General features: G+C 49.9%; 19 protein-coding genes and 1 pseudogene. 6 read left to right on the top strand and 14 right to left on the bottom strand.

The genetic code is table 11. The annotated features are described in order from the left end of the window. Nucleotides 1–36: 36 nt before the first annotated feature. Both YC6258_RS04340 and YC6258_RS04335 read left to right on the top strand, forming a co-directional pair. Nucleotides 37–765, top strand: coding sequence for a response regulator (locus YC6258_RS04340; RefSeq protein ID WP_044615956.1), 729 nt, complete (start codon nt 37–39; stop codon nt 763–765). A 75-nt stretch (nt 766–840) separates the two neighbouring features. After that, nucleotides 841–2,298, top strand: a complete 1,458-nt coding sequence (locus tag YC6258_RS04335; protein ID WP_044615955.1) for an ATP-binding protein — start codon at nt 841–843, stop codon at nt 2,296–2,298. Nucleotides 2,299–2,312: 14 nt separating this feature from the next. On the opposite strand, the gene YC6258_RS04330 is transcribed toward YC6258_RS04335, so the two are convergent. Continuing rightward, nucleotides 2,313–3,926 carry a vWA domain-containing protein gene (locus tag YC6258_RS04330; protein ID WP_052830049.1) on the bottom strand — a complete coding sequence of 538 codons (1,614 nt, stop codon included), beginning with the start codon at nt 3,924–3,926 and terminating at the stop codon, nt 2,313–2,315. Nucleotides 3,927–4,141: 215 nt separating this feature from the next. On the opposite strand from YC6258_RS04330, the gene YC6258_RS04325 reads away from it, so the two are divergent. After that, nucleotides 4,142–4,684 carry a hypothetical protein gene (locus tag YC6258_RS04325; RefSeq protein WP_052830048.1) on the top strand — a complete coding sequence of 181 codons (543 nt, stop codon included), beginning with the start codon at nt 4,142–4,144 and terminating at the stop codon, nt 4,682–4,684. Between the two features lie 73 nt (nt 4,685–4,757). Here the strand turns inward: YC6258_RS04325 and YC6258_RS04320 are convergent, their stop codons facing one another. The 7 genes and pseudogenes from YC6258_RS04320 to YC6258_RS04295 form a co-directional block, all read right to left on the bottom strand. Further along, entirely contained in the window at nt 4,758–5,780 is a 1,023-nt protein-coding gene (locus tag YC6258_RS04320; RefSeq protein WP_211264623.1) for a helix-turn-helix domain-containing protein, read from the bottom strand. Nucleotides 5,781–5,823: 43 nt separating this feature from the next. Next, on the bottom strand, nt 5,824–6,735 hold the full coding sequence (locus YC6258_RS04315; protein WP_052830047.1) for a recombination-associated protein RdgC: 912 nt from the start codon (nt 6,733–6,735) through the stop codon (nt 5,824–5,826). Nucleotides 6,736–6,834: 99 nt separating this feature from the next. After that, nucleotides 6,835–7,650, bottom strand: coding sequence for a BrxR family helix-turn-helix transcriptional regulator (locus YC6258_RS04310; RefSeq protein ID WP_044615954.1), 816 nt, complete (start codon nt 7,648–7,650; stop codon nt 6,835–6,837). Between the two features lie 265 nt (nt 7,651–7,915). Then, nucleotides 7,916–8,101 carry a hypothetical protein gene (locus YC6258_RS04305; protein WP_044615953.1) on the bottom strand — a complete coding sequence of 62 codons (186 nt, stop codon included), beginning with the start codon at nt 8,099–8,101 and terminating at the stop codon, nt 7,916–7,918. Further along, a complete protein-coding gene (gene rimK, locus YC6258_RS04300) occupies nt 8,094–9,014 on the bottom strand; it encodes a 30S ribosomal protein S6--L-glutamate ligase (RefSeq protein WP_211264700.1) in 921 nt (306 codons plus the stop codon). Before rimK ends, YC6258_RS04305 begins: the two co-directional genes overlap by 8 nt. An 87-nt stretch (nt 9,015–9,101) precedes the next feature. Then, a pseudogene (locus tag YC6258_RS30500) lies at nt 9,102–9,500 on the bottom strand (ATP-dependent zinc protease family protein); the annotation flags it as partial. Nucleotides 9,501–9,541: 41 nt separating this feature from the next. After that, a complete protein-coding gene (locus YC6258_RS04295) occupies nt 9,542–10,471 on the bottom strand; it encodes a VanZ family protein (RefSeq protein ID WP_044615951.1) in 930 nt (309 codons plus the stop codon). A gap of 193 nt (nt 10,472–10,664) precedes the next feature. Here YC6258_RS04295 and YC6258_RS04290 point away from each other — a divergent pair, with 193 nt between their 5' ends. After that, a complete protein-coding gene (locus YC6258_RS04290) occupies nt 10,665–11,747 on the top strand; it encodes an acyltransferase family protein (protein ID WP_044615950.1) in 1,083 nt (360 codons plus the stop codon). Between the two features lie 156 nt (nt 11,748–11,903). Here YC6258_RS04290 and YC6258_RS04285 read toward each other — a convergent pair whose 3' ends face one another. Both YC6258_RS04285 and YC6258_RS04280 read right to left on the bottom strand, forming a co-directional pair. Beyond that, on the bottom strand, nt 11,904–12,335 hold the full coding sequence (locus YC6258_RS04285; RefSeq protein ID WP_044615949.1) for a GNAT family N-acetyltransferase: 432 nt from the start codon (nt 12,333–12,335) through the stop codon (nt 11,904–11,906). 2 nt (nt 12,336–12,337) lie between these two features. Further along, nucleotides 12,338–12,643 carry a 4a-hydroxytetrahydrobiopterin dehydratase gene (locus tag YC6258_RS04280; protein ID WP_044615948.1) on the bottom strand — a complete coding sequence of 102 codons (306 nt, stop codon included), beginning with the start codon at nt 12,641–12,643 and terminating at the stop codon, nt 12,338–12,340. A gap of 93 nt (nt 12,644–12,736) precedes the next feature. Here YC6258_RS04280 and YC6258_RS04275 point away from each other — a divergent pair, with 93 nt between their 5' ends. Continuing rightward, complete coding sequence (locus YC6258_RS04275; protein ID WP_044615947.1) at nt 12,737–12,991, top strand: DUF2164 domain-containing protein; 255 nt, start codon at nt 12,737–12,739, stop codon at nt 12,989–12,991. A 57-nt stretch (nt 12,992–13,048) separates the two neighbouring features. Here the strand turns inward: YC6258_RS04275 and gloA are convergent, their stop codons facing one another. From gloA to YC6258_RS04260, 3 genes are all read right to left on the bottom strand, one after another. Then, on the bottom strand, nt 13,049–13,456 hold the full coding sequence (gloA, locus tag YC6258_RS04270; protein WP_044615946.1) for a lactoylglutathione lyase: 408 nt from the start codon (nt 13,454–13,456) through the stop codon (nt 13,049–13,051). Nucleotides 13,457–13,754: 298 nt separating this feature from the next. After that, nucleotides 13,755–16,103, bottom strand: coding sequence for a putative bifunctional diguanylate cyclase/phosphodiesterase (locus YC6258_RS04265; protein WP_044615945.1), 2,349 nt, complete (start codon nt 16,101–16,103; stop codon nt 13,755–13,757). A gap of 194 nt (nt 16,104–16,297) precedes the next feature. Further along, nucleotides 16,298–17,290, bottom strand: coding sequence for a CobW family GTP-binding protein (locus YC6258_RS04260; protein WP_044615944.1), 993 nt, complete (start codon nt 17,288–17,290; stop codon nt 16,298–16,300). A 288-nt stretch (nt 17,291–17,578) separates the two neighbouring features. On the opposite strand from YC6258_RS04260, the gene YC6258_RS04255 reads away from it, so the two are divergent. Continuing rightward, on the top strand, nt 17,579–19,039 hold the full coding sequence (locus YC6258_RS04255) for a TrkH family potassium uptake protein (RefSeq protein ID WP_044615943.1): 1,461 nt from the start codon (nt 17,579–17,581) through the stop codon (nt 19,037–19,039). Nucleotides 19,040–19,059: 20 nt separating this feature from the next. Here the strand turns inward: YC6258_RS04255 and YC6258_RS04250 are convergent, their stop codons facing one another. Next, complete coding sequence (locus tag YC6258_RS04250; RefSeq protein ID WP_211264622.1) at nt 19,060–19,953, bottom strand: alpha/beta hydrolase; 894 nt, start codon at nt 19,951–19,953, stop codon at nt 19,060–19,062. Nucleotides 19,954–20,132 lie beyond the last annotated feature (179 nt).

Raw genomic sequence — 20,132 nt, 5'->3', positions numbered from 1 at the left:
CCGGCACCGATCAAAAATAAGAGAAAAAGCCCTTACATGACTCACGGTCTAAAATATAAAACCATTCTGGTCGTTGATGACGATCAGGAAATTTGTGAACTTCTGACCCAGTATCTGCAACAAAATGCATTCACCGTTCATACCGCACTGAATGGCGAACAGATGTTCAATCAACTGGCGATCCATCACTACGATTTGATCGTACTGGACGTTATGATGCCTGGTGACGATGGTTTCATCCTGTGCAAAAAAATTCGCGCAGAGTCGAACATCCCAATCATAATGCTGACCGCCGGATCCGACGAAACTGACCGCATTATTGGCCTGGAGCTTGGCGCCGACGATTATATGATAAAACCATTCAATCCGCGTGAGCTGCTTGCACGTATCAAAGCGGTATTACGACGAATGGACGATCAGAACCCCCAACGTAAAACTCAAAAACGCAGAATTCAGTTTGGTCAATGGATTCTGGATGAGGCCAACCGGGAACTCATTGACCTGGAGGGCACAACCTATCCGCTGAATGGCGCAGATTATAACCTGCTGCAACTGTTCCTGAATAAAGCCGGACAAGTGCTGAGCCGTGATGAGCTGTCCAATCTGACCCGCGGCCGTGAAAGCAGTCCGTTTGATCGTGCAATCGATGTTCAGATCAGTCGTTTGCGGCAACGCCTTGGCGATGATGGCAAATCACCGCAACTGATCAAAACCGTTCGTGGAGCAGGCTATATTCTCACGTCTCATGTTGAGGTGCTGTCCTGAATCGCTATGAATATGGATCCGCTGGACTGACATCGACGGGACAGCCATGCTAACCAGTAGCCAGGCGCTTACACTGTGAAACCCACACGTTTTTTTTCCAACCTGTTCAACTCCCTGTTCAGTCGTTTGTTTTTAATTCTGTTTCTGGGTGTCATCAGTGCCTTGATGATATCCAACGCCGTCTGGGTCAGCTATTACGAGCAGCGGCGTTTGCAGGAAGCCGACAGCGCTGCCGTAGAACTGGCCAACAGCATGGCATCGACAGTTTCCTTTTTTGGCACACTACCAAGGGATTATCGTCATGTGATCCTTAGTCAGCTCCGTAACATGGGAGGGGCGCGGTTTTTTGTCTCTGTGAATGAGCAGCTGATCGATATTGAAGCCATCGAAGCCGATGCGATTGCCAGCAGAATCATCCGGGTTTACACCGATACCATGCGCCTGAACCTTGGTCAGAAAGCCAAAAATATCCAGGTGGAATTTGCCCGACCAGAATATCTGAAAGTCTTTAATAACGATGTCATGTTCAACGAACTACCGGAGCGTTGGGTGCAAAACTCGCTGATTCTGCCCAATCGCCCACCATTGCTGGTGGCCCAGGTAGAGTTCAGCAATGACGAATGGCTTTATCTGGCCGCACTACTGCCTGACCCATATTTTCTGCAACGAACGGTATTACTGAAACTGGATCAGGTCATTTTTATCAGCCTGCTGGTATCGATTCTGATGCTGATTTCCTGGCTGCTGGTGCGCTGGCTGACCAATCCGCTGTACCAACTGGCCCAGGCTGCCCGTCAACTGGGTAAGGATCCGTTGCACAAAGTGCAGGTTCCGGTCTCCGGCACCACCGAGATTCTGGAAACCGCGCACGCATTTAATGCCATGCAGGAACGACTGATGCGGTTTATCGAGGACCGTGAACGCTTGTTCTCCGCCATCTCCCATGACCTCAAGACGCCGATCACCCGACTGCGATTACGCGCGGAAATGCTGGAACAGAGTGATGTTCGGGCGAGAATAATCCACGATTTGCTGGAACTGGATGAACTGGTCAAAGGTGCACTGGAATTCTCCCGCAGTACAGATGTACACGAGTCTCTGGAAACCATCGATGTGATGGAACTGCTAAATGATATTCGCGAGGAGATAACCCTGACGGGAGGGCAAATGGACGTACATGGCCATACCGACCGCTTGTTCGAGGGGAAATCCCTGGCGATCAAGCGCTGCCTGTCAAACCTGATTCACAACGCTGTTTTTTATGGCAACACTGCGACGGTGACGGTGGAAGACAGTGAAACCCAGCTGTGTATCATGATCACCGATTCAGGCAGCGGGATTCCGGAAAATCAGCTGGAAGCCGTGTTCGAGCCTTATGTGCGGCTGGAAACATCGCGCAGCCGTAATACCGGCGGTTCGGGGCTGGGTTTGAGTATTGCCCGTAACATTGCCCATGCCCATGGCGGCCGGCTGGAATTACAGAACAATCCGGGAGGCGGACTGACAGTTACAGTCCACCTGCCACATCGATAACCCAACCCCTCACCTCACATGGGGGCAGCTGTGCCGGCTGCCCGAATCAGCTGTACAAACTCACTGCGATAGCCGTAGGGATCATCACCTCTGTTTTTAAGAGCCAGTTTGATGGCATCCTCAAAATTCCACTGCTGCAAATAGCGGGGATCCTTCAACAATTGAGCAAAACCTGCAACGCTGGCAGCAAACCCGGCATCGGTAGCAATGTCATCATTGCTGTTCACTCTGACGGCTTTTTCAATCAGACGGGAATGATCTTCACCCGGCAACTTATAGCGTAGTTTGATAAACGCCAGCTCATCACTGACTGAATTACTGCTTATCGGTGCCGATGGGGTATAACGCAGATCATCCAACATGGCCGCTTTGGAACCCACCGGGGTGATTTCATAAATGGCCGTCACGCTATGACCGGAACCGATGTCACCGGCATCTACTTTGTCGTTATTGAAATCTTCGCGGTTCAGCATGCGGGTTTCATATCCGAGCAGCCGATATTCACGCACCCGCGCGGGGTTGAATTCAATTTGCAGTTTCAGGTCAGTGGCAATGGGAAACAGACTGGAGCTGGCTTCCTGCACCAATACTTTGCGGGCCTCGCTCAGGGTATCGATGTAGGCCGCAATGCCATTGCCATTTTGCGCCAGTGTCTGCATCAGATCATCGCGGTAGTTACCACTACCAAAGCCCAGAATGGAAAGGTAGATGCCACGATCACGCTTACGCTCAATGTAATTCTTAAGCTCTTGCATACTCTGCAGGCCTACGTTGAAGTCGCCATCAGTCGCCAGGATGATACGGTTCACGCCATCCTTGTCGAAATGCTCTTCAGCCAGCTGATAGGCCAGCTCAATGCCTTCAGCTCCGGCAGTACTGCCACCAGCACTGAGGTTTTTAAGGGCCTGATTAATAGCCACTTTATTGGCTGCCGGCGTGGGTGGCAACACGACGCCGGCGGCGCCGGCATAAACGACAATGGCCACAGTATCGTCATCCTGCAACTGACTCAGCAACAACTGCATGGATTTTTTCAATAATGGCAATTTATCAGGTGCATTCATTGAGCCGCTGACATCCAGCAGAAACACCAGGTTGGCATGGGGTTTGGCGGTTTGAGGCAGTTCATAACCCTGTACCCCAATGTGAATCAGCTGACGCCCTTCGGCCCAGGGGGCATCCTGTACATAGGTACTGATACTGAAAGGCTTATTAGGATTTTTCGGCAATAGATACTGATAGTCGAAATAATTCACCATCTCTTCAAGCCGTACCGAATCCTTATCTGGCAAACGACCATCATTGAGGGAGCGACGAACATAACTGTAAGAGGCGGTATCGACATCTGCGGAAAACGTCGAAACCGGTTCAGCACTGACCAGTTTGACAGGATTGATATCGGTATGGGTAAAGGAGTCGGAACTTTCCGGCATCGGCATGCCGATCATATCTGCCATCTCGGGCGCAGCCATCGAATAGGCCATCTTTGCATCCATCCTTTGAAGAACCAGTTTCTCCGTTTGTCCAGAGGTATCAGATTCCTGTTTGGATGCACAACCGCCAATCAACGCCATTCCCGAGCACGCCAAATACAGTGCGAACATTGGTAATTTTTGTTTTTGAAACATGAAGACCGTCCATTTCTCAGATAGAGATCCGAACATAAGCTTTTGACGTGAATAGCGACTGAATGAGCGTCCTGAAAACCAACCATAACGTTCTAAATCATGATTCAGAACGTTCGAATACCTGATTTCGGGCTCTTCTGCAGCCGCCCCTTCGTAAAGTGCTCCCTGACACAGCCAGACTGTGACCAATCCTTCCAATCGATCAAGGAGTTATTATGTTATCAAGACAATTAACAGGCATTCATCTGATAGGGCTGGCGCTGATCAGCTTTATGATGACTGCTTGTGAAGCACAGAAACAACAACCCTTCCTGTCACTGCAAACGGAGTCCGGTTATATCATTCCTCCCGGAGCCCATGGGATCGCGATCATCAGCCGTCCACGTGAAGCCACACTATTGCAACTACGGGGAATGACCGGCAGAGGAAATGTCATACTGAAAGACAGCCAACATGGGAAATGTTTGAAAATACCCGTACGTTTTGCTGCCGGCGATTTTGGTGGCGGAGGCATCGGCATTCATCAGGCAAAGCCGGTACTACTCGAAATTCGCAGCGCTCAGGCTGCAGAAGTCCTGGCAGGCGACAAAGATATCGTCAGTGACCAGTATCGGATCGGCACTGACACCTCTGCGGACATTGTTATCCTATCGGGTCTGGCCATGTCTCAGGGGTTCGTATTAAATCCCGGACTCTCATTCATGGCCGAAATCATGGGCACTCAGCACCAGCGTGTTGACTGCACAGGCGGTACCTGAACGAACAGGCGATATTGCAGTGACAACGGATTCCAAACCATTAAAGCTGAGCCTGGAGCGATATATCCGTACTTTATGTTTTGCGATACTGAGACGGGGTCTGGCCCGTTAAACGACGAAATTCGGTGTTAAAGCTCGATTTACTGGAAAAACCGGATTCCAGCATGATTTCAGTGACAGGAAGATCTGTTTCGCGTAACAGTTGCTGAGCATGCCGAATCCGGTACCCATTTACAAAGCGGGAAAAGTTACTGCCGGCAACACGGTTGGTGGCATGGGTCACCTCACGGGCCGGCACCCCCAGACGTCGCCCCAGTCGAGCCACGGTCAGATTATTATCGCGATATAACTGTTGCCCCGACATCAGCTCATCCAGTCTGGCCAACAGTTCATGATCCGCAGCAGTCACCATCTCCGGACTACCGCTAACCGCTTCACTATGACGACCAACCGCTCCCCGCAATGCCATCGGCAAACCAATCAACATCGTCACGAACACAAATGCCACAGACAACCCGGAAATACCACTCAATAACCGCAGCACCGGGCCATTGCCCGCAACCATACCGACGACCATCACCAGTCCGTCGGTCATGATCATCAGGCTCAATAGCGCCAGAGTAATAATCAACGCGGTTCGTAGCAGTTTCAGTGCATGAGGCGGAACATGCATGAAGTCGTCATCCTGCAGCCGCAACAACAAGGCCATTCGTGACAAGTAAAAGATCGTCACAGACACGACTACCAGATCTACCGAGATCGGCCACCAGATCAGTATGGCCGAATAGGCAATTACAATCAGAAGGATAGTTCGAATGATCATCGCTGTCGGAAGTGCTGCGTTTTCGCGGGTAAGACTGAAGAATCCAAGATAGGCCAGCACCGGTATCACCACTGCCACCAATGGCTGAAAATGGACAACCCAATCTATCCCCAGAGACAAGCGCATTCCCAGCAAGATGCCGGATACCGCCAGTGCCACCAAAAAACCACACAGACAAACACGTGCCGTGAGCGGGATCCGCGGGCTCTGTGCCAGCGCAACCGCGGCAATTATCATCAACGTCGTTACCAGCCAGCTAACAGGTATAGACATATTCTCAAGCTCTCTGGAAAACGCAGTGAATGATCAATGCTACTCAGGATGGCTGACGGGTCTGAAACCAGTGTCTGATATCTTCAACCAGTTGCACCAGCATCTCTGCCATGATGGTAAACGAGGCATCAAACTGACTGGCTTTATCATCTCCGGCATCATTGAGCGCCTGCTCGGTCAACAGGTCAGCAAAGCGCAATCGTTTGATCTGTGCCTTATGGTTAATCACACAATCGATGCGTTCCTGCCATGACAGAGCGATCTGTTGTACCAGCGCGCCTTCTGACAAGTGCATCTGCAACTCATCGGATTCCAGTTCAAGGTTTTTCAAACGAACCTTGATATCCGGATTATGACTGTAGCTCAACTCCAGATCCGGCAGCAGCAGTACCTGTTCAGGTGCGGTTTCAGGATTTTCCAGCCAGCTGGTCAGAACCGGGGCCGGCTGACAATCAGACGACAGCATTTTCACCGGCAGGGAACCTAAAGAATCGCGCATGAATGCCGTCACTTCATCGGACCGTTTGTCTGATGCCACATTCACGATCAACAGTTTCTTCACCGGATTCAAAAACACATAATTGAGAGTGCTGCGCAGGAATGCCTGTGGCAGCAGCTCGAAAATAACCTCATCTTTGAGCGTCTGGCGTTCTTTGGAACCCACCCGGCGGTCTTCATTCAGCTGGATGGCTTCAACCTTTTCTGCCAGAACCTCATTGACAACAGCCCCAGGCAACAACCGCTCCTGTCGTTTCACGCACAGCAGGTAGTTATTCCCGCTACGGTGGATCAGAGCATCCGTATCCGGAATCGCCGGAACCCATCCGAGACTGACAGTCTGCTGTTTCTGACAGGGCCCGAACAAATGTTGCTGCAGTTGCTCCTCCGCCGTTGTTTCATCGAATTCGAAGGAGTCTGACAAGGTATATACCTGAGCATTTTTAAACCAAAGCATGAACTACGCCTAACAAAAACAGAGAGGCCGGCAAGGTTAGCAGCGGTCATCAAAATATCAACTGCCATACGGTTAACATTACGATTTTCGGTTACGACGCTAATAGAGCCAGTTCTCTATTTCATCAAAATTGAGACAGATGAGCTGCTGGGCTTCAGGACGAAGTTCGATCATCTTGGTTTTGATTTGCAGATCATCGATGGTGTATTTCACCAGTGGCCCCCGGACGGTCAGAGTCAAGTGACCATTCTGCATACCGTAGTCACTCTCAATTACCTGTTTCTGTCCGGCGCTGAGTCGGGAATCCGGCGCAACGATGATATCCACCCACGTGTTCCAGTCTTCATCATGCGCTTCACCATATACCGCTGGACCTTCAACCTGCGGTTCACCCTTAAAACGACTCAAGACAAAATCAAGAAAACGCTGCCTTTTCTCACACCAGGCCCGCACATGCCAGCGGGTTGCGGTTTTAACCAGACTGTGAGGCGAAATGATCCTTCCTTCCGGATCATTACTGGTAATAGAGAGATAATCAATTTCCAATCGCTGTTTTTCACGCATTGCCGGTATCAGTTTGCGTGTGATCAGTGGCGATACATAACGCCGGGGTGGTTTCAGCTGAGTAATGCCAAACGGCGTTTCAGGGGAGCTCGGGAAAGTCCGGCTGGTCAACCAGTCAAAATACTCATCGACAGATTGGTCAATATATTGTGGTTTGAAATCTGGTTTGGCGACATAAGCCTTGTCATGCGTACCATACTCCAGATTTCCAGGATTCTCGGTACGATATTGTTTAAGCAGATTACTGCTGGTCTGACGGCTCAGGCCAAATTGGTGCTGAATTGGAAGAGTATTTATTTTTCCTTCCCAATAAGCCAGTAATTCGATAAACCAAAATCTGGCATAATTCATAGAGACATCCTTTTAACAAATAGAAACGTCCATAAAGGTGAAAATAATCAATTGCCTGCTGGACAGCAATACTGGAACCTTCATCCATTAGTACGGCGGATATTGTGTCTGGATCATCCGGACAGCGATGATTATTTTCCACCCATTTATTAATACAATAACTAAATTGCAGTCCCAGCACTCCCATCATCACAAAAAAACTGGATGTTCCAGGTTATCTGTTTTCCAGGACGAATAACCGGAACTCAAGCAGCGAACTACCCTATCAAGCCAACCGGGTCTCTTTTATGCCGCAACGCTTACATTGCATCACAGTGACGAGTTTGCCGCTTTTGACATCAAACTGTTTTTTCTGCCAGATTTCCCATTTGTGAAAGCCATTTTTGCACAGGGTTTTACCCTGTGCTTTTTGCTTCAATGATGGCTTTTTAAAGGCAATCACATTACTCATAGACAATATCAGGATTAGGGCCCAGCTCACGCCGCCAACCAAGTCTTTTTTCAACTGAGGTGATAATCATTCCGGCGATATCCTTGCCGGTGGCAGATTCAACCCCCTCCAGTCCGGGAGAGGAATTGACTTCCAGTAACAACGGCCCCTTGGATGAACGGATAATATCGACTCCGGCTACTGACAATCCCAGAGTTTTTGCAGCTTTGATCGCCAGTCGTTTTTCTTCAGGCGTGATTTTGACGACCGAAGCGCTACCGCCCTGATGCAGATTGGCGCGAAATTCTCCCGGTGCAGCCTTACGTTCAATGGATGCTACAACCTTACCGTCGATCACAAAACAACGCAGGTCTTTACCCTCGGCTTCTTTGACAAATTCCTGCACCAACAGGTTTGCATGCAAAGATTTAAAGGCATTAATGACACTCTCACCGGCTTTGCGGGTTTCCGCCAGAAAAACGCCCCGCCCCTGAGCCCCTTCCAACAATTTGACCACCAATGGTGCGCCTCCCACCATATCGATGAGATCACTGGTATCCATGGGCGAATTGGCAAATCCGGTGGTCGGAATATCGATGCCACTTTTCAACAGCAGTTGCAAAGAGTAGAGCTTGTCCCGTGACTGGGCGATTGCAGTGGAGCTGTTGATGGTGGCAATATTCATACTTTCAAACTGGCGGGTCAGGGCGCAGCCATAAAACGTCATGCTGGGTTTGATACGGGTCAGCACGGCATCGAATTCGCTGATGTTGGTACCACCGCGATAATGCACTTCAGGATTGGTGGCATCAATACGCATATAACAGTAGCGCATATTCAGAAACGTCATGTCATGGCCGCGTTCTTCGCCAGCTTCGATCAGACGCTGATTGCTGTATAGATCGGGATTACTGGCCAACAGCGCAATTTTCAGGCCACTCTGATTGGATTCAGGGGTGCCGTAATAACCGATCAAATCGGCTTCAGAAAAATTACCCAGATTAAGCCTGGCCTCAGGATCCACCAGCATGCGGCCATTCATGGCTTCACGCCCCAGCAGCATGCGATAACCCATGGAATCGCGATTGGCCAGAGTCAACTCGATCTCCCATTCGTTACCACCGATCGACAACAGGGTTTTGATCACGTAACGACGCTCGCTGTCACCACTGGAAGACTTGACCGCCCGACGGTCCACGACAGGTGCCTCACAACGCACCACAGTGCGGCGGTCTTTCTGGATCGGGTGTACTTCAAAACTGACCCAGGTGGTACCGGCACGCTTGAACGACGTGATATTGAACGCGTGGATGGAAGAGGTCTTCGCACCGGAATCAACCCGCGCCTTAATTGCAGGGATGCCCAGACTGGAAAAACAGCACCACTCTTCACTTCCTACAATCAACTTATTCTCAGGCATTTACATGCTCCAAACATAAATAATCATCAGCGACGGCAATATTATTCCAATCGCATATCATCAATAAAAAGATCACCCGGCGGTTGTTGCCAGATAAACAGATTAATCCGGGTGATGTTGGTCATATCCATGGCCCGCGTATGTGGAGCCTGCTCAATGGACTCCAGGTCTATCGCCACCGTGTTCCAACCCGGATCAAGCATCACTGAGCGCTCATAACGATCCGTCAGGTCGCGACGATGGCGGATATTATCCAGGTCAGAGATTGCCACATACAAGCGAAATTGAGTGGTTGCAGGATTATAAGCATGAAAGACAAAGTGCTGGTATCCCCGCCAATCGTGTGCAAACCGATAAACCAACAGCCCCTGATGCCGATCCGCATCGAAATGCACTCTGACACTGCGACTTCCCCGATAGGCACGTTCCTGGGTCAGCTCTCGGGTACCGCGCATCTGATCCAGATCGGTATCGTGTTCCATGGCTACCAGAACCGGCAGGCTGTGTTGAATTCGCTGCTCCTCCTGCCAGACCTGCCAGGCTGGTACCACTTCATAAAGCAGCGCCAGCAATAATGGAACCCCGAATAACCAGCGCCGCAGCGGATGTTCAAAGCGATACAGGGCAAAGAAAACCAGCCATACGCCCATAAGATCGCGCCGCACATCCCCCAAGTCAGCATCACGTCCCACACCGCCTTGAAACAGCTCAATCCCAACACCGATGACCAGGACAATAAGACTCATCCACAGCAATAACGACACAGGGCTGAATCGCCGGCCCGGTTTGAGGGTGGTCAGAACAAAAAATGTTAACAATCCAAAAAAAACAAAATGTCCACCGTCGCGCAGCATCTTCAACAGAGGATACGGCAGACTGTAAATGCCACCAATGAAGAAAAACGGACATAGAGCCAGGATGAACATTAGCACCAAAATACGATAACGCAGAGGAACATCAATAAAGCGCATGAATAACCATCAGATACAAACAGGAGACAGACAAGTGACCAACTCAATCCCGAAATAGTCAGAAAGAAGGAGTTTGTTACTACCTATTCTTACATAGAATGCCAGCTAAACGTATCCAGATAACGAATTCGGAGCTTCGATTCACTTGCCCGAATGGTTTGCATCCGGGCTTTTCTGTCCGGAACGAACAACTGTGACCAATACTCTTTCCCCTAATACCGGTAGCTATCTTTCTCATATTCATGCATTCCGAGGTTTTGCCATCATTAATGTAGTCGGTGCGCATTCCTGGTCCACGTTGATGTATCTGATCTGGGGATCGGATATCCTCAAACATATGAACCTACTCTATGCAACAACCAAAATGGCCTTTCATGGTTCCACACTCTACTTTGCTTTTATTTCAGGTTTGTTGTTCAGCAAAGTTTTAAGAAATAAAGGCTGGAAATCATTTTTCAAAAACAAGGTATTGAATGTAGTAGCACCCTATGTGGTCTTAAGTTTATTTTTTCTCACCACATTCTGGAACTGGTATCTGAAAAGCGCGGCAGACAAAGGGCGACCCACAGAGTTTATTCCAGCCCTTCTCGATGGAATTGTGTTTGGCCGGGTATTACCACATTTCTGGTATATTCCAGTACTGCTTGTTATTTTTTTATTTACTCCGCTGTTCCAGTACCTGCTACATCAACCCCGTTTTAAATGGATCATTCTTGTCCTGATTGTGGCACCGTTGATCATCTCCAGAACCACTATTCCTGCATTTTTAAGTCTGCAAACGCTGATTTATTTTTCCGGAGCTTACGTGTTTGGCATGTGGGTCGGGAAGGATTACAACCGGACATTGGCCATCATCAGCCGTTATCGTGGCTGGTTATGGTGCATCGCGGTTGCCGGCTCGCTGGCATTGACACTGCTGATTCTACAGCGGTATGAATCCAGTCATCTGATTGCCTGGGACCAGACCATTGTGTATCTGCAAAAGACCGCACTGATCTGTCTGATCCTGCATTACTTTTCCAGACACGAGGCGGTATTACCGAGATTTCTGAACCTGCTGGGCACGTACGCATTCGCCATTTATTTTCTGCATCTGGCATTCACTTACCTTGTTGCCAGAGGGCTTACCGGTCTGATATCACAGCATCAGGATTTGTTGACACTGGCATTGAGCGGGTTATTGGTACTGACAGCCAGCATTGCTTTGAGCATCGTTATCAGCAAAATTATTCGCCTGTTGTTAGGCCGTCGTTCGCGAATACTGATTGGCGTTTAGGGGGCCTCTGTAAAATAGGAATAGTTTTGATGCAGGCTAGGAAGCACCGCTCGCAACACCGCAGTTTACTGGCGTAAATGAGGCTGAGAGGGGATGCCGCCTTCGGACGGGGCTGACAACGTCCTGCGCGAAAACAGGCCATTTTTCAGAGTTGCCTTAGAGTATTTTTTCCATACAGATGGAAACATCACTGCTCCGGTATTTACCATAGGGTTCACAATGGCGATAACCCATCTTGTGATAAAAACTGATAGCGTTGTGATTGACCTGCCGGGTAGCCAGTATCAGCTTTTGATAGCCATACTGAAGTGTCGCCTGTTCAACCGGTATCAATAGTGCCCGCCCCCCGCCAGGAATCCTGGAATACATACGTTTTAGCTCGGCCACCCCCGGTGCATGGGAGCGTACCACACAGCACCCCACGGCCTGCTCTTGAACTCGTAGCAGATACCCTTGTTGCGCCAGATCTTCGGCCACAAAGGAACCTCGACCATCGTCTCCCGTCATTCGCTGCAATGTCTGCGACAGTTCATCCATCAACACCTGCAACTCGGGATGGTCCGGTGGGCAGCTCTCCACACTGAACATAATTATTTCCCCTGCTGAAAGTGATCAACAATACGATCAATCTGCTCTGCCAGTTCAAAATCCCGCTGAGTGATGCCTCCGGCTTCATGAGTGGTCAGATCGATCGTGACCCGCTGGTATTGATTGGACCAATCGGGATGATGATTAGCTGCTTCGGCGGTCAGCGCCACGGCAGTCATAAATGCAAACGCCTGGACAAAGTTTTCAAATACCCACTGGCCATGCAGTTTCTGATTGTGTACGGTCCAGTGAGGATGGCTATTTAAAAACGCCTGCAAGTGTTGATCCGAAGCGGGTTGGATGGTCATGGTGAAACCTCTTCCTGTTTTACGCAGTCGTTACATTCTATGACTTCATCAGCAATGATACAGTAGACCTTATTGAGGACAGGAGCCGCTGACATGTCAATGATCGAATTTTCCAATGAAGAAAAAGCCATCATCGTCAACAAAATCAAACTGTATTTTCGGGATGAACTGGAACAGGATATCGGCCAGTTTGAAGCAGAGTTTTTGCTGGATTTTTTTGCCGAGGAAATCGGCACGTTTTTTTATAATCGGGGTCTCTATGATGCACAGGCCATTCTGGAACAACGACTGGAAAGTATCACTGACGCTATTTACGAACTCGAAAAGCCGACGCCTTTCAGCCGCTGATCCACATATAAGCCAGACCATTGCTGCCCGAAGCAGCGAGGTCCGGCATGCCGGCATTTAACCTTCCAGACCTTGGCCGGCACCTTTGGCAGCAATCAATTCGATAGCATATCCGTCGGGGTCACGCACGAATGCAATCTCGGTTGTGCCACCTTTGACCGGGCCCGGTTCGCGGGTGACCTGACCACCGGCAGCCTTGATCTGATCGCAGGCACTGTAGACATCGTCCACTTCAATGGCCAGATGGCCAAAAGCGTTCCCCATGTCGTAGCTTTCAACACCCCAGTTATAGGTCAGTTCGATAACCGTCGCTTCAGACTCCTCACCATATCCCAGAAACGCCAGAGAATACTTGTACGCCTCATTATCGGACTGACGCAGCAATTTCATACCCAGTACATTGGTATAAAAATCGATCGAACGCTGCAGATTGCCCACTCGAATCATAGTATGTAGTAACCGCATAACAAAACTCCTCTCGTTGCACTCTGACGAAGCGTTATACCTGAATAACCCGGAATATGCACCTATCCGCTGTAACACAACACCAAAACGGACACAAACAACACCACAACCGCGCTCGCGAGTGAGGTACTGGAAATGAGTACATCTTGTTTCGGACCGAATGCAGCGTGAATGCTGCATTCAAGCCTATGGGAATATTTTGACGGCGGGTCTGAAACGGGGCTTATTCACAATTGCTTTCCCAGTCGTATATATATTGCTTGATGATGACGATCTTGTTTCAGCGATTGGCGGGAAATTAATCACGTCCGGCCTGAAAGAACTCGACAAATGGCTGCTGGTCGAGAGGCGGGGAAATATAATAACCCTGAGCACTGGGAATACCCGCTCGTCGCAGGAAGTCCAATTGCATCCGGTTTTCAACACCTTCAGCGACAATTTCCATATCCAATATGCTGGCGATCATTCGAATCGCATTGATAATGGCACGGGCAGTATCGCTGTTAAAGTCCTCTTCACTGACAAAAATCCGGTCGAGTTTGAGGGTATCAAACCGGAACCGCTTCAGATGCCCCATAGAGGAATAACCCACGCCAAAATCATCCAGTGCGGTTCTAAAACCGAACTCCCGAACCAAGTTCAGATTGCGGGCAATTTCACCGCTGTTTTCAATGATCTGATCTTCCGTCAGTTCCAGTTCGATCTGATACGGCAGCACCTGATAACGCCACAAAATATAGCGCATCGCTGAAAGAAACCGAATGTCATTAAGTTGCTGGGGACAGATATTAATGGCAGCAACCATATGCGGCTGCCCTAGTTGCTGTAACAACTGACAGGATTGTTCCAACACTGAAAAAGTCACCAGATCCAACACTCCCTGCTCCTGAGCAATGCTGATGAAATCATTGGGCGGAATGGCCATCCCCTCTTCGTCGGACAACCTCGCCAACGCTTCGAAACCGATGATTTCGCGGGTATCGGTATCCACCTTGGCCTGAAATTGTGCATGAAATAATCCCTGATCAATCGCCTGCCGCACCCGGTACTCGACATATAAGCGCCGCGACTCAATCTCTTCCAATTCGCCATTAAACAACTGATATCGCATCTTGCCCTGACGTTTGGCGGAATACATCGCCAAATCAGCCTGTTGCAGCAGCCGGGAGGTTTCAATGGCGTGCTCAGGACAGATGGCAATACCAACACTGGTACCGGCATACACCAACTGATCATTAACATTGAAACCATTCTGAAAGCTTTTGATAATTGCGTCTGCCACGATGGCAACCTGTTGGGGATCGCTGAGCACCACCGTGAACTCATCGCCGCCGAGCCGGAACAGATAGTTTTCCGTCAGCGACAGATCACGGATATTGAACTGCTGATCCGGAGCAATCAATCCGCGCAAGCGCTCCGTCACCCGACGCAGAAACATGTCACCAAATTTGTGACCATAGAAATCATTGATCTTTTTAAAGCCATCAAGATCAAGAAACATCACCGCAAAAGATGCCTCATGCGGCCGGCTCAGATGATATTCCAGTAATTTGTATAGCGCTGCCCGATTGGGCAATCCGGTCAGGCTGTCGGTATAGGCTTGTTGCTCCAGCACTCTTGATGAGCGATTCAGCCGTCGCATCAGTTCCTGAAAACGGGTTTGCAGCAGCCCAATTTCATCGTCCCGCTTCGGCAAAAAATCCGGCACGTCAGCAATCGGATCAGCTTTCAATAACACTCTGCTGAAGTTTTCGATCGGGGCGAGGATCTGTCGACTCAGCAGCACAAAAAACAACAACATCAACGCTGCGGTGGCCAGCACAACCAGTGATGTGGAGCGAATCGATACTTCCCACCCTTCTGCCATCCATTCGGCCCGTGATGTCATCACCACCAGTTCGATGCCGCTGCTCATAAGCCCAGTCGCTATCTTAAATGGGTGTTCCACCATCTGATCAAGTGAGGTCACCGCCTGTAATAATTCGGCATTGCTGGAAAGCGGATCGAAAATGGTTTGATGCCCGGTAATAAAAAACGCTTCATAACGAGGGGAACGCAATTCGTTGAAAATTGACTCCATTTCAACGGTAATTCTGACCATACCTGCAAGTATTAAATCCTTTGGGGTACCAGTAAAAACAGGATAGTAAGCAGACAAAACATTCATGTTATGTTGCTTGGAAACAAACAGATGAAACTGGGTGAGTGGCTCCTGGTCAAATTTGTCTACCAATGTCTGTGCATAAGAATCCATACCCTTTGCCAGATAGTCATTACGATTACGCAACACTATTTCCTGGCCATCCAGCATTAACACCGCCACCGACAGATAACTTGGGTTATAGGCGATATAGCGCTGCAGTTCCCGCGATAAATCACTCTGAAAGATAGGATTATGGTGCTCGTCTGGAACCGCAAAAAAATCCACAATCAAATTGTCAGAAGCAATCAGGTTGAGGTGATTGGCCATGGTGTTCATGGTGTTCTGAACGATGGCATGGCTTTGCGAGAAATAGTTATGAAGACTCTCGTCAAGTTCCTTGCTGATACGATCATCGATCATGTCCTTGACCAGAAAACCGAACACCAAAACTAACAATACTGCGACCGTACTCAGGTTGATCAGAAACCGAACTCTTAATTTCATTTTTTTATTCCAAAGACAATACCCGGCCTATCGCCAACCTAAGGAGATATCAGACAAAACGGCGCTTTCAACAGTCGAACCTGCCAAATACAGATCCCCATCCAGTCAGAAGAAACATTGTCATATCGTGCACTCGTCAACCATCTTTCAGTGTAGACGAAAAAACGCTGCCGACAGATCCAGCAACCGGTTTGTCACTCAGCCCCGTCAGTCAGGCAACTCTCCAGCTGTTGCTGCAGAGAGGTAAAACCGCTGTCTTCTTCTGCCAGACATTCGATACGGCTATCTTCCAGTTCATTTAAGACCGGGTTCATACTCAGCACGCCGTCACTCAGGTTGTAGGTACAACCGCCCCGATCAGTTCGTACCACGGCTTTGAGACGTTCAACATCCAACGCCATAAACAAAGAAGCCAGTGCTTCCTGATCAAACTGATAACGCCGATCAAACACCCAGCCAATACTGTGATAACCACTGCCATGGTTGCGACGGAGAAGTACACCGTTGTCCGGCAGCTCTGCAGATATGGCAAACACATCATCATGATGATGGTGATGATCATGGGAATGAAACGCATGAGGCCGTTCCAACCAATGTTGTGGTAATACGCCAAGGCTCACAGGGACCGGTTCTACCGATACCTGCCGCAATTGCTGAAGATAGGTTTTGAGGTTCACCAGGTCACCGTCTGCATACAGGTCAGCTTTACTCGCCACCACCACATCAGCCACTTCCAGTTGTTGTCGGAAAATTTCATGGGAAGCATAGCGGCTGTCTGCAATTCGCCGGGCATCCACGAGGGTCAGCGTGGCGCGGATATCCAGCACATCGATGTAATGCCGGCCATGTAAGGTCGCCAGAATTTCCCGTGGATGGCCCAACCCGGTAGGTTCGATCAACAGGCGGTCAGGTCGGGCCTGACGGATCAGCTGGTTCAGAGCCACCTGCATAGGCAGGCCAGCAGTACAACACATGCAGCCACCGGGAACCTCGCGAATATGCAATTGCCCGGGGTCTGTCGCAAGACTCTGCACGATACCGGCATCAATGCCGATTTCACCAAACTCATTGATCAAAACTGCCCAACGTTCACCTGTCGGCCGGTTTTTCAGCAGCTCAAGAATAACGGTGGTTTTGCCAGCGCCCAAAAAGCCGGTAATCACATTGGTGGGAATCAACTTACTCATCAGGACAGCTCCTATCGATAAATGCAGAGGTTATCGACAGTACCTCCACCCGCAATGGCGGCCGACTATAGAAGACCCGCATCGTAAAAACATCTTTATTTTCTGTATAACGGCACTGTATCGACCAAATCCGGCAGATCATTATTACAAATATCCAGGCAGGCCAATGCTCTCCAATGTGCGTATATTTTACGTTTTATTTAATAGCTGAATTACGGTACAGACTGGATACTGCACAGCTCTGACAATTAGTATCCCGACTCTCATTTTTCAGCTGTGACCTCCCGAATGCAAAACAGCTCTCGTCTGATCACGATTCTGCGAATCTGCAGCTTTCTGGTGTTGCTCTACAGTCTGTCCATGCCCCTTCCTGTTTTTGTCGGGCTATTGTTCGGTGAACACCATCTGCACGGTTTTCTGATTACCTTTGCATTTGCATTCATCGCCGGCCTGCTGGGCTGGCAGTTGACCGGCCGGGATGAGATGAACCTGAAAACCCGTGACGGGTTCCTGGTCGCAGTTCTGTTCTGGGTGATTTTTTCTGCCATCAGTACCATGCCATTGTATCTTGACAGTCGTTTGGGGCTGTCACTGACTGATGCCATCTTTGAGGGTGTCTCCGGTATTACCACCACCGGCGCTTCTGTGCTGGATGATATCGACCACCTGCCCAAATCCATTCTGTTTTATCGCGCCCAGCTTAATTTTCTGGGAGGTCTGGGGATCATTGTGCTGGCCATCGCGGTGATGCCGTTTCTGGATATCGGCGGTGCCAAACTGTATCAATCTGAAATGCCGGGGCCGATGAAGGAAGAGAAGTTCACTCCCCGACTAACCGACACCGCCCGTGATTTATGGATGATTTATGCAGGCCTGGCCGCCTGTGGCATGGTTGCTTACCGGCTGGCGGGCATGAACTGGTTCGATGCGGTGTGTCACAGCCTGTCAACGGTTTCCCTGGGAGGTTTTTCAACCCACGCAGACAGCCTCGGGTATTATCAAAACCCCGCCATTGAGCTGGTCGGCGGCACTTACTCTATACTCGCTGCACTGAACTTCTCGCTATACTTTCTGGCCCTGCACCGGCGCAGTCTGCGGCCGATATTTCATAATTCCGAGGCACGTTTTTTCATGCTGATCATCAGTCTGGTGATCACCCTGGTGTGTCTGGAGCTTGCGCGTACCCAGACATTTGCACTGCCACAGGCATTCGTACACGGCTTTTTTCAGACCGCATCCATCATGACAGACAACGGCCTGGGCGCCGCCCACTATCCGGACTGGCCGGCACACATTGTCATCTTGTTACTGGGAGCGAGCTTTTTTGGTGGTTGTGTCGGCTCAACCGCTGGAGGCATCAAGGCCATGCGGTTTTTGCTGCTGTATCGTCTGAGCAGTCAGGAAATCAAACAGCTCATTCACCCTGATGCGGTTTTCCGTACCAAAGTGGGCCGACACTCGGTATCGGACCGGGTGATTCGTTCAGTCTGGGCATTGTTTTTTCTGTATATCTTCTTCAGCTGTGCATTTGTGTGGGGGCTGATGATCATCGGCCACGATTTTGCGACGGCATTTGGAACCGTGGCCGCATGCATCAATAACATGGGGGTCGGATACGGTGATACCGCGGCAGGATTCGGTCCTTTGAAAGAACCTGGCAAGTGGCTGATGTGTGTCGCGATGATCTTTGGCCGACTGGAAATATTCCCGATCCTGATCGTTTTCTCCCGCACCTTCTGGCGTTTCTAATCAGGGATAGGCCGGGTTCATCAATCGCCCGTCAGATCGAACATTTTCCGCAAAAACACCACACCCTCATTCAACGCATGCTCTCCGTCCGGATTGTTAACATGGTCTTTGAAAAATTGTATGAAGCCATGCTGATGTCCTTTGTAGAGCCTTAGTCTGACTTCGACTCCGGCGACCTCCAAAGCTTCGGCATAAGCCATATTTTCATCTCTCAGCGGATCCAGCTCACCAACCTGCATCAGTGCTGGAGGCAGGTCGTTGTGACTCCCCCATAGCGGTGCCACACGTGGATTATCCAGGCTGATCCCTTCAGGCACATAGGCATCAATAAATGCCTGATTCTGTGCCCGGGAGGGAAAACCTGTTTCGCCGTATTGCTGCCAGGAGGCGGTATCCATACGATTGCTCAGTGACCCATACATCAGCCACTGGGCGATGACTTTGGGGCCATGAGTATCACGCACCAACATCGTCAGCTCTGTTGCCAGATTGGCACCGGCGCTGTCCCCGGCCACTGCAATCCGATGACGATCCGCACCAATTTCCTCAGCATGCGCCTCAACCCACATAGCCGTTGCATATGCATCCTCCAGCGCCGCCGGAAAAGGATATTCCGGAGCCAGCCGATAGTTCACCACCAATACCAGAACCCCGGCCCGGTTGGCAATGGCCCGCACCAGTACATCATGGGTATCAAAATCGCCGGATACAAAGCCGCCGCCATGAAAGAACAGCACAACGGGCAGTCCGGACTGGCCCTCCATATCTTTGGGGATATACAGCCGCGCTTCCAACATCCGCTGCGGATCAGTAGCCGAAAACCGGATACTGCGAGCCTCCGCGACCTCATCAGGCGTTCCAGCGGCCGGGATCATGGCACGATAACCGGCTCGCATGTTTTCAATTGTTTGCATATAGACTCTCCATCAGATCGGTGACCCATCTCGCCTGACAATCAGGTACCTGACCTTCATCATTGAAACTTACGAACACGCGATGACATAATCGTTGACCCGATAACGATGTTCAGCCCTTTGGCACACCTGAATCAGCTTGTGAACTTATGCATTGCCTGCACTGTGATGACTATGGC

The sequence above is a fragment of the Gynuella sunshinyii YC6258 genome (assembly GCF_000940805.1).
In the GTDB taxonomy this organism is placed as follows: Bacteria; Pseudomonadota; Gammaproteobacteria; order Pseudomonadales; family Natronospirillaceae; genus Gynuella; species Gynuella sunshinyii.
The sequence above is the reverse complement of the archived record's forward strand: the minus strand, read 5'-3'. Positions and strand labels throughout refer to the sequence as shown.

Coding starts and splice junctions, on each gene's coding strand:
- YC6258_RS04310 (WP_044615954.1), bottom strand. CDS start 7,650: ATGAATTATGCCAGATTTTGGTTTATCGAATTACTGGCTTATTGGGAA.
- YC6258_RS04305 (WP_044615953.1), bottom strand. CDS start 8,101: ATGAGTAATGTGATTGCCTTTAAAAAGCCATCATTGAAGCAAAAAGCA.
- YC6258_RS04265 (WP_044615945.1), bottom strand. CDS start 16,103: ATGAAATTAAGAGTTCGGTTTCTGATCAACCTGAGTACGGTCGCAGTA.
- YC6258_RS04280 (WP_044615948.1), bottom strand. CDS start 12,643: ATGACCATCCAACCCGCTTCGGATCAACACTTGCAGGCGTTTTTAAAT.
- YC6258_RS04330 (WP_052830049.1), bottom strand. CDS start 3,926: ATGTTTCAAAAACAAAAATTACCAATGTTCGCACTGTATTTGGCGTGC.
- YC6258_RS04320 (WP_211264623.1), bottom strand. CDS start 5,780: ATGTCTATACCTGTTAGCTGGCTGGTAACGACGTTGATGATAATTGCC.
- YC6258_RS04285 (WP_044615949.1), bottom strand. CDS start 12,335: ATGTTCAGTGTGGAGAGCTGCCCACCGGACCATCCCGAGTTGCAGGTG.
- YC6258_RS04255 (WP_044615943.1), top strand. CDS start 17,579: ATGCAAAACAGCTCTCGTCTGATCACGATTCTGCGAATCTGCAGCTTT.
- YC6258_RS04295 (WP_044615951.1), bottom strand. CDS start 10,471: ATGCGCTTTATTGATGTTCCTCTGCGTTATCGTATTTTGGTGCTAATG.
- YC6258_RS04325 (WP_052830048.1), top strand. CDS start 4,142: ATGTTATCAAGACAATTAACAGGCATTCATCTGATAGGGCTGGCGCTG.
- YC6258_RS04250 (WP_211264622.1), bottom strand. CDS start 19,953: ATGCAAACAATTGAAAACATGCGAGCCGGTTATCGTGCCATGATCCCG.
- gloA (WP_044615946.1), bottom strand. CDS start 13,456: ATGCGGTTACTACATACTATGATTCGAGTGGGCAATCTGCAGCGTTCG.
- YC6258_RS04340 (WP_044615956.1), top strand. CDS start 37: ATGACTCACGGTCTAAAATATAAAACCATTCTGGTCGTTGATGACGAT.
- YC6258_RS04315 (WP_052830047.1), bottom strand. CDS start 6,735: ATGCTTTGGTTTAAAAATGCTCAGGTATATACCTTGTCAGACTCCTTC.
- YC6258_RS04275 (WP_044615947.1), top strand. CDS start 12,737: ATGTCAATGATCGAATTTTCCAATGAAGAAAAAGCCATCATCGTCAAC.
- YC6258_RS04260 (WP_044615944.1), bottom strand. CDS start 17,290: ATGAGTAAGTTGATTCCCACCAATGTGATTACCGGCTTTTTGGGCGCT.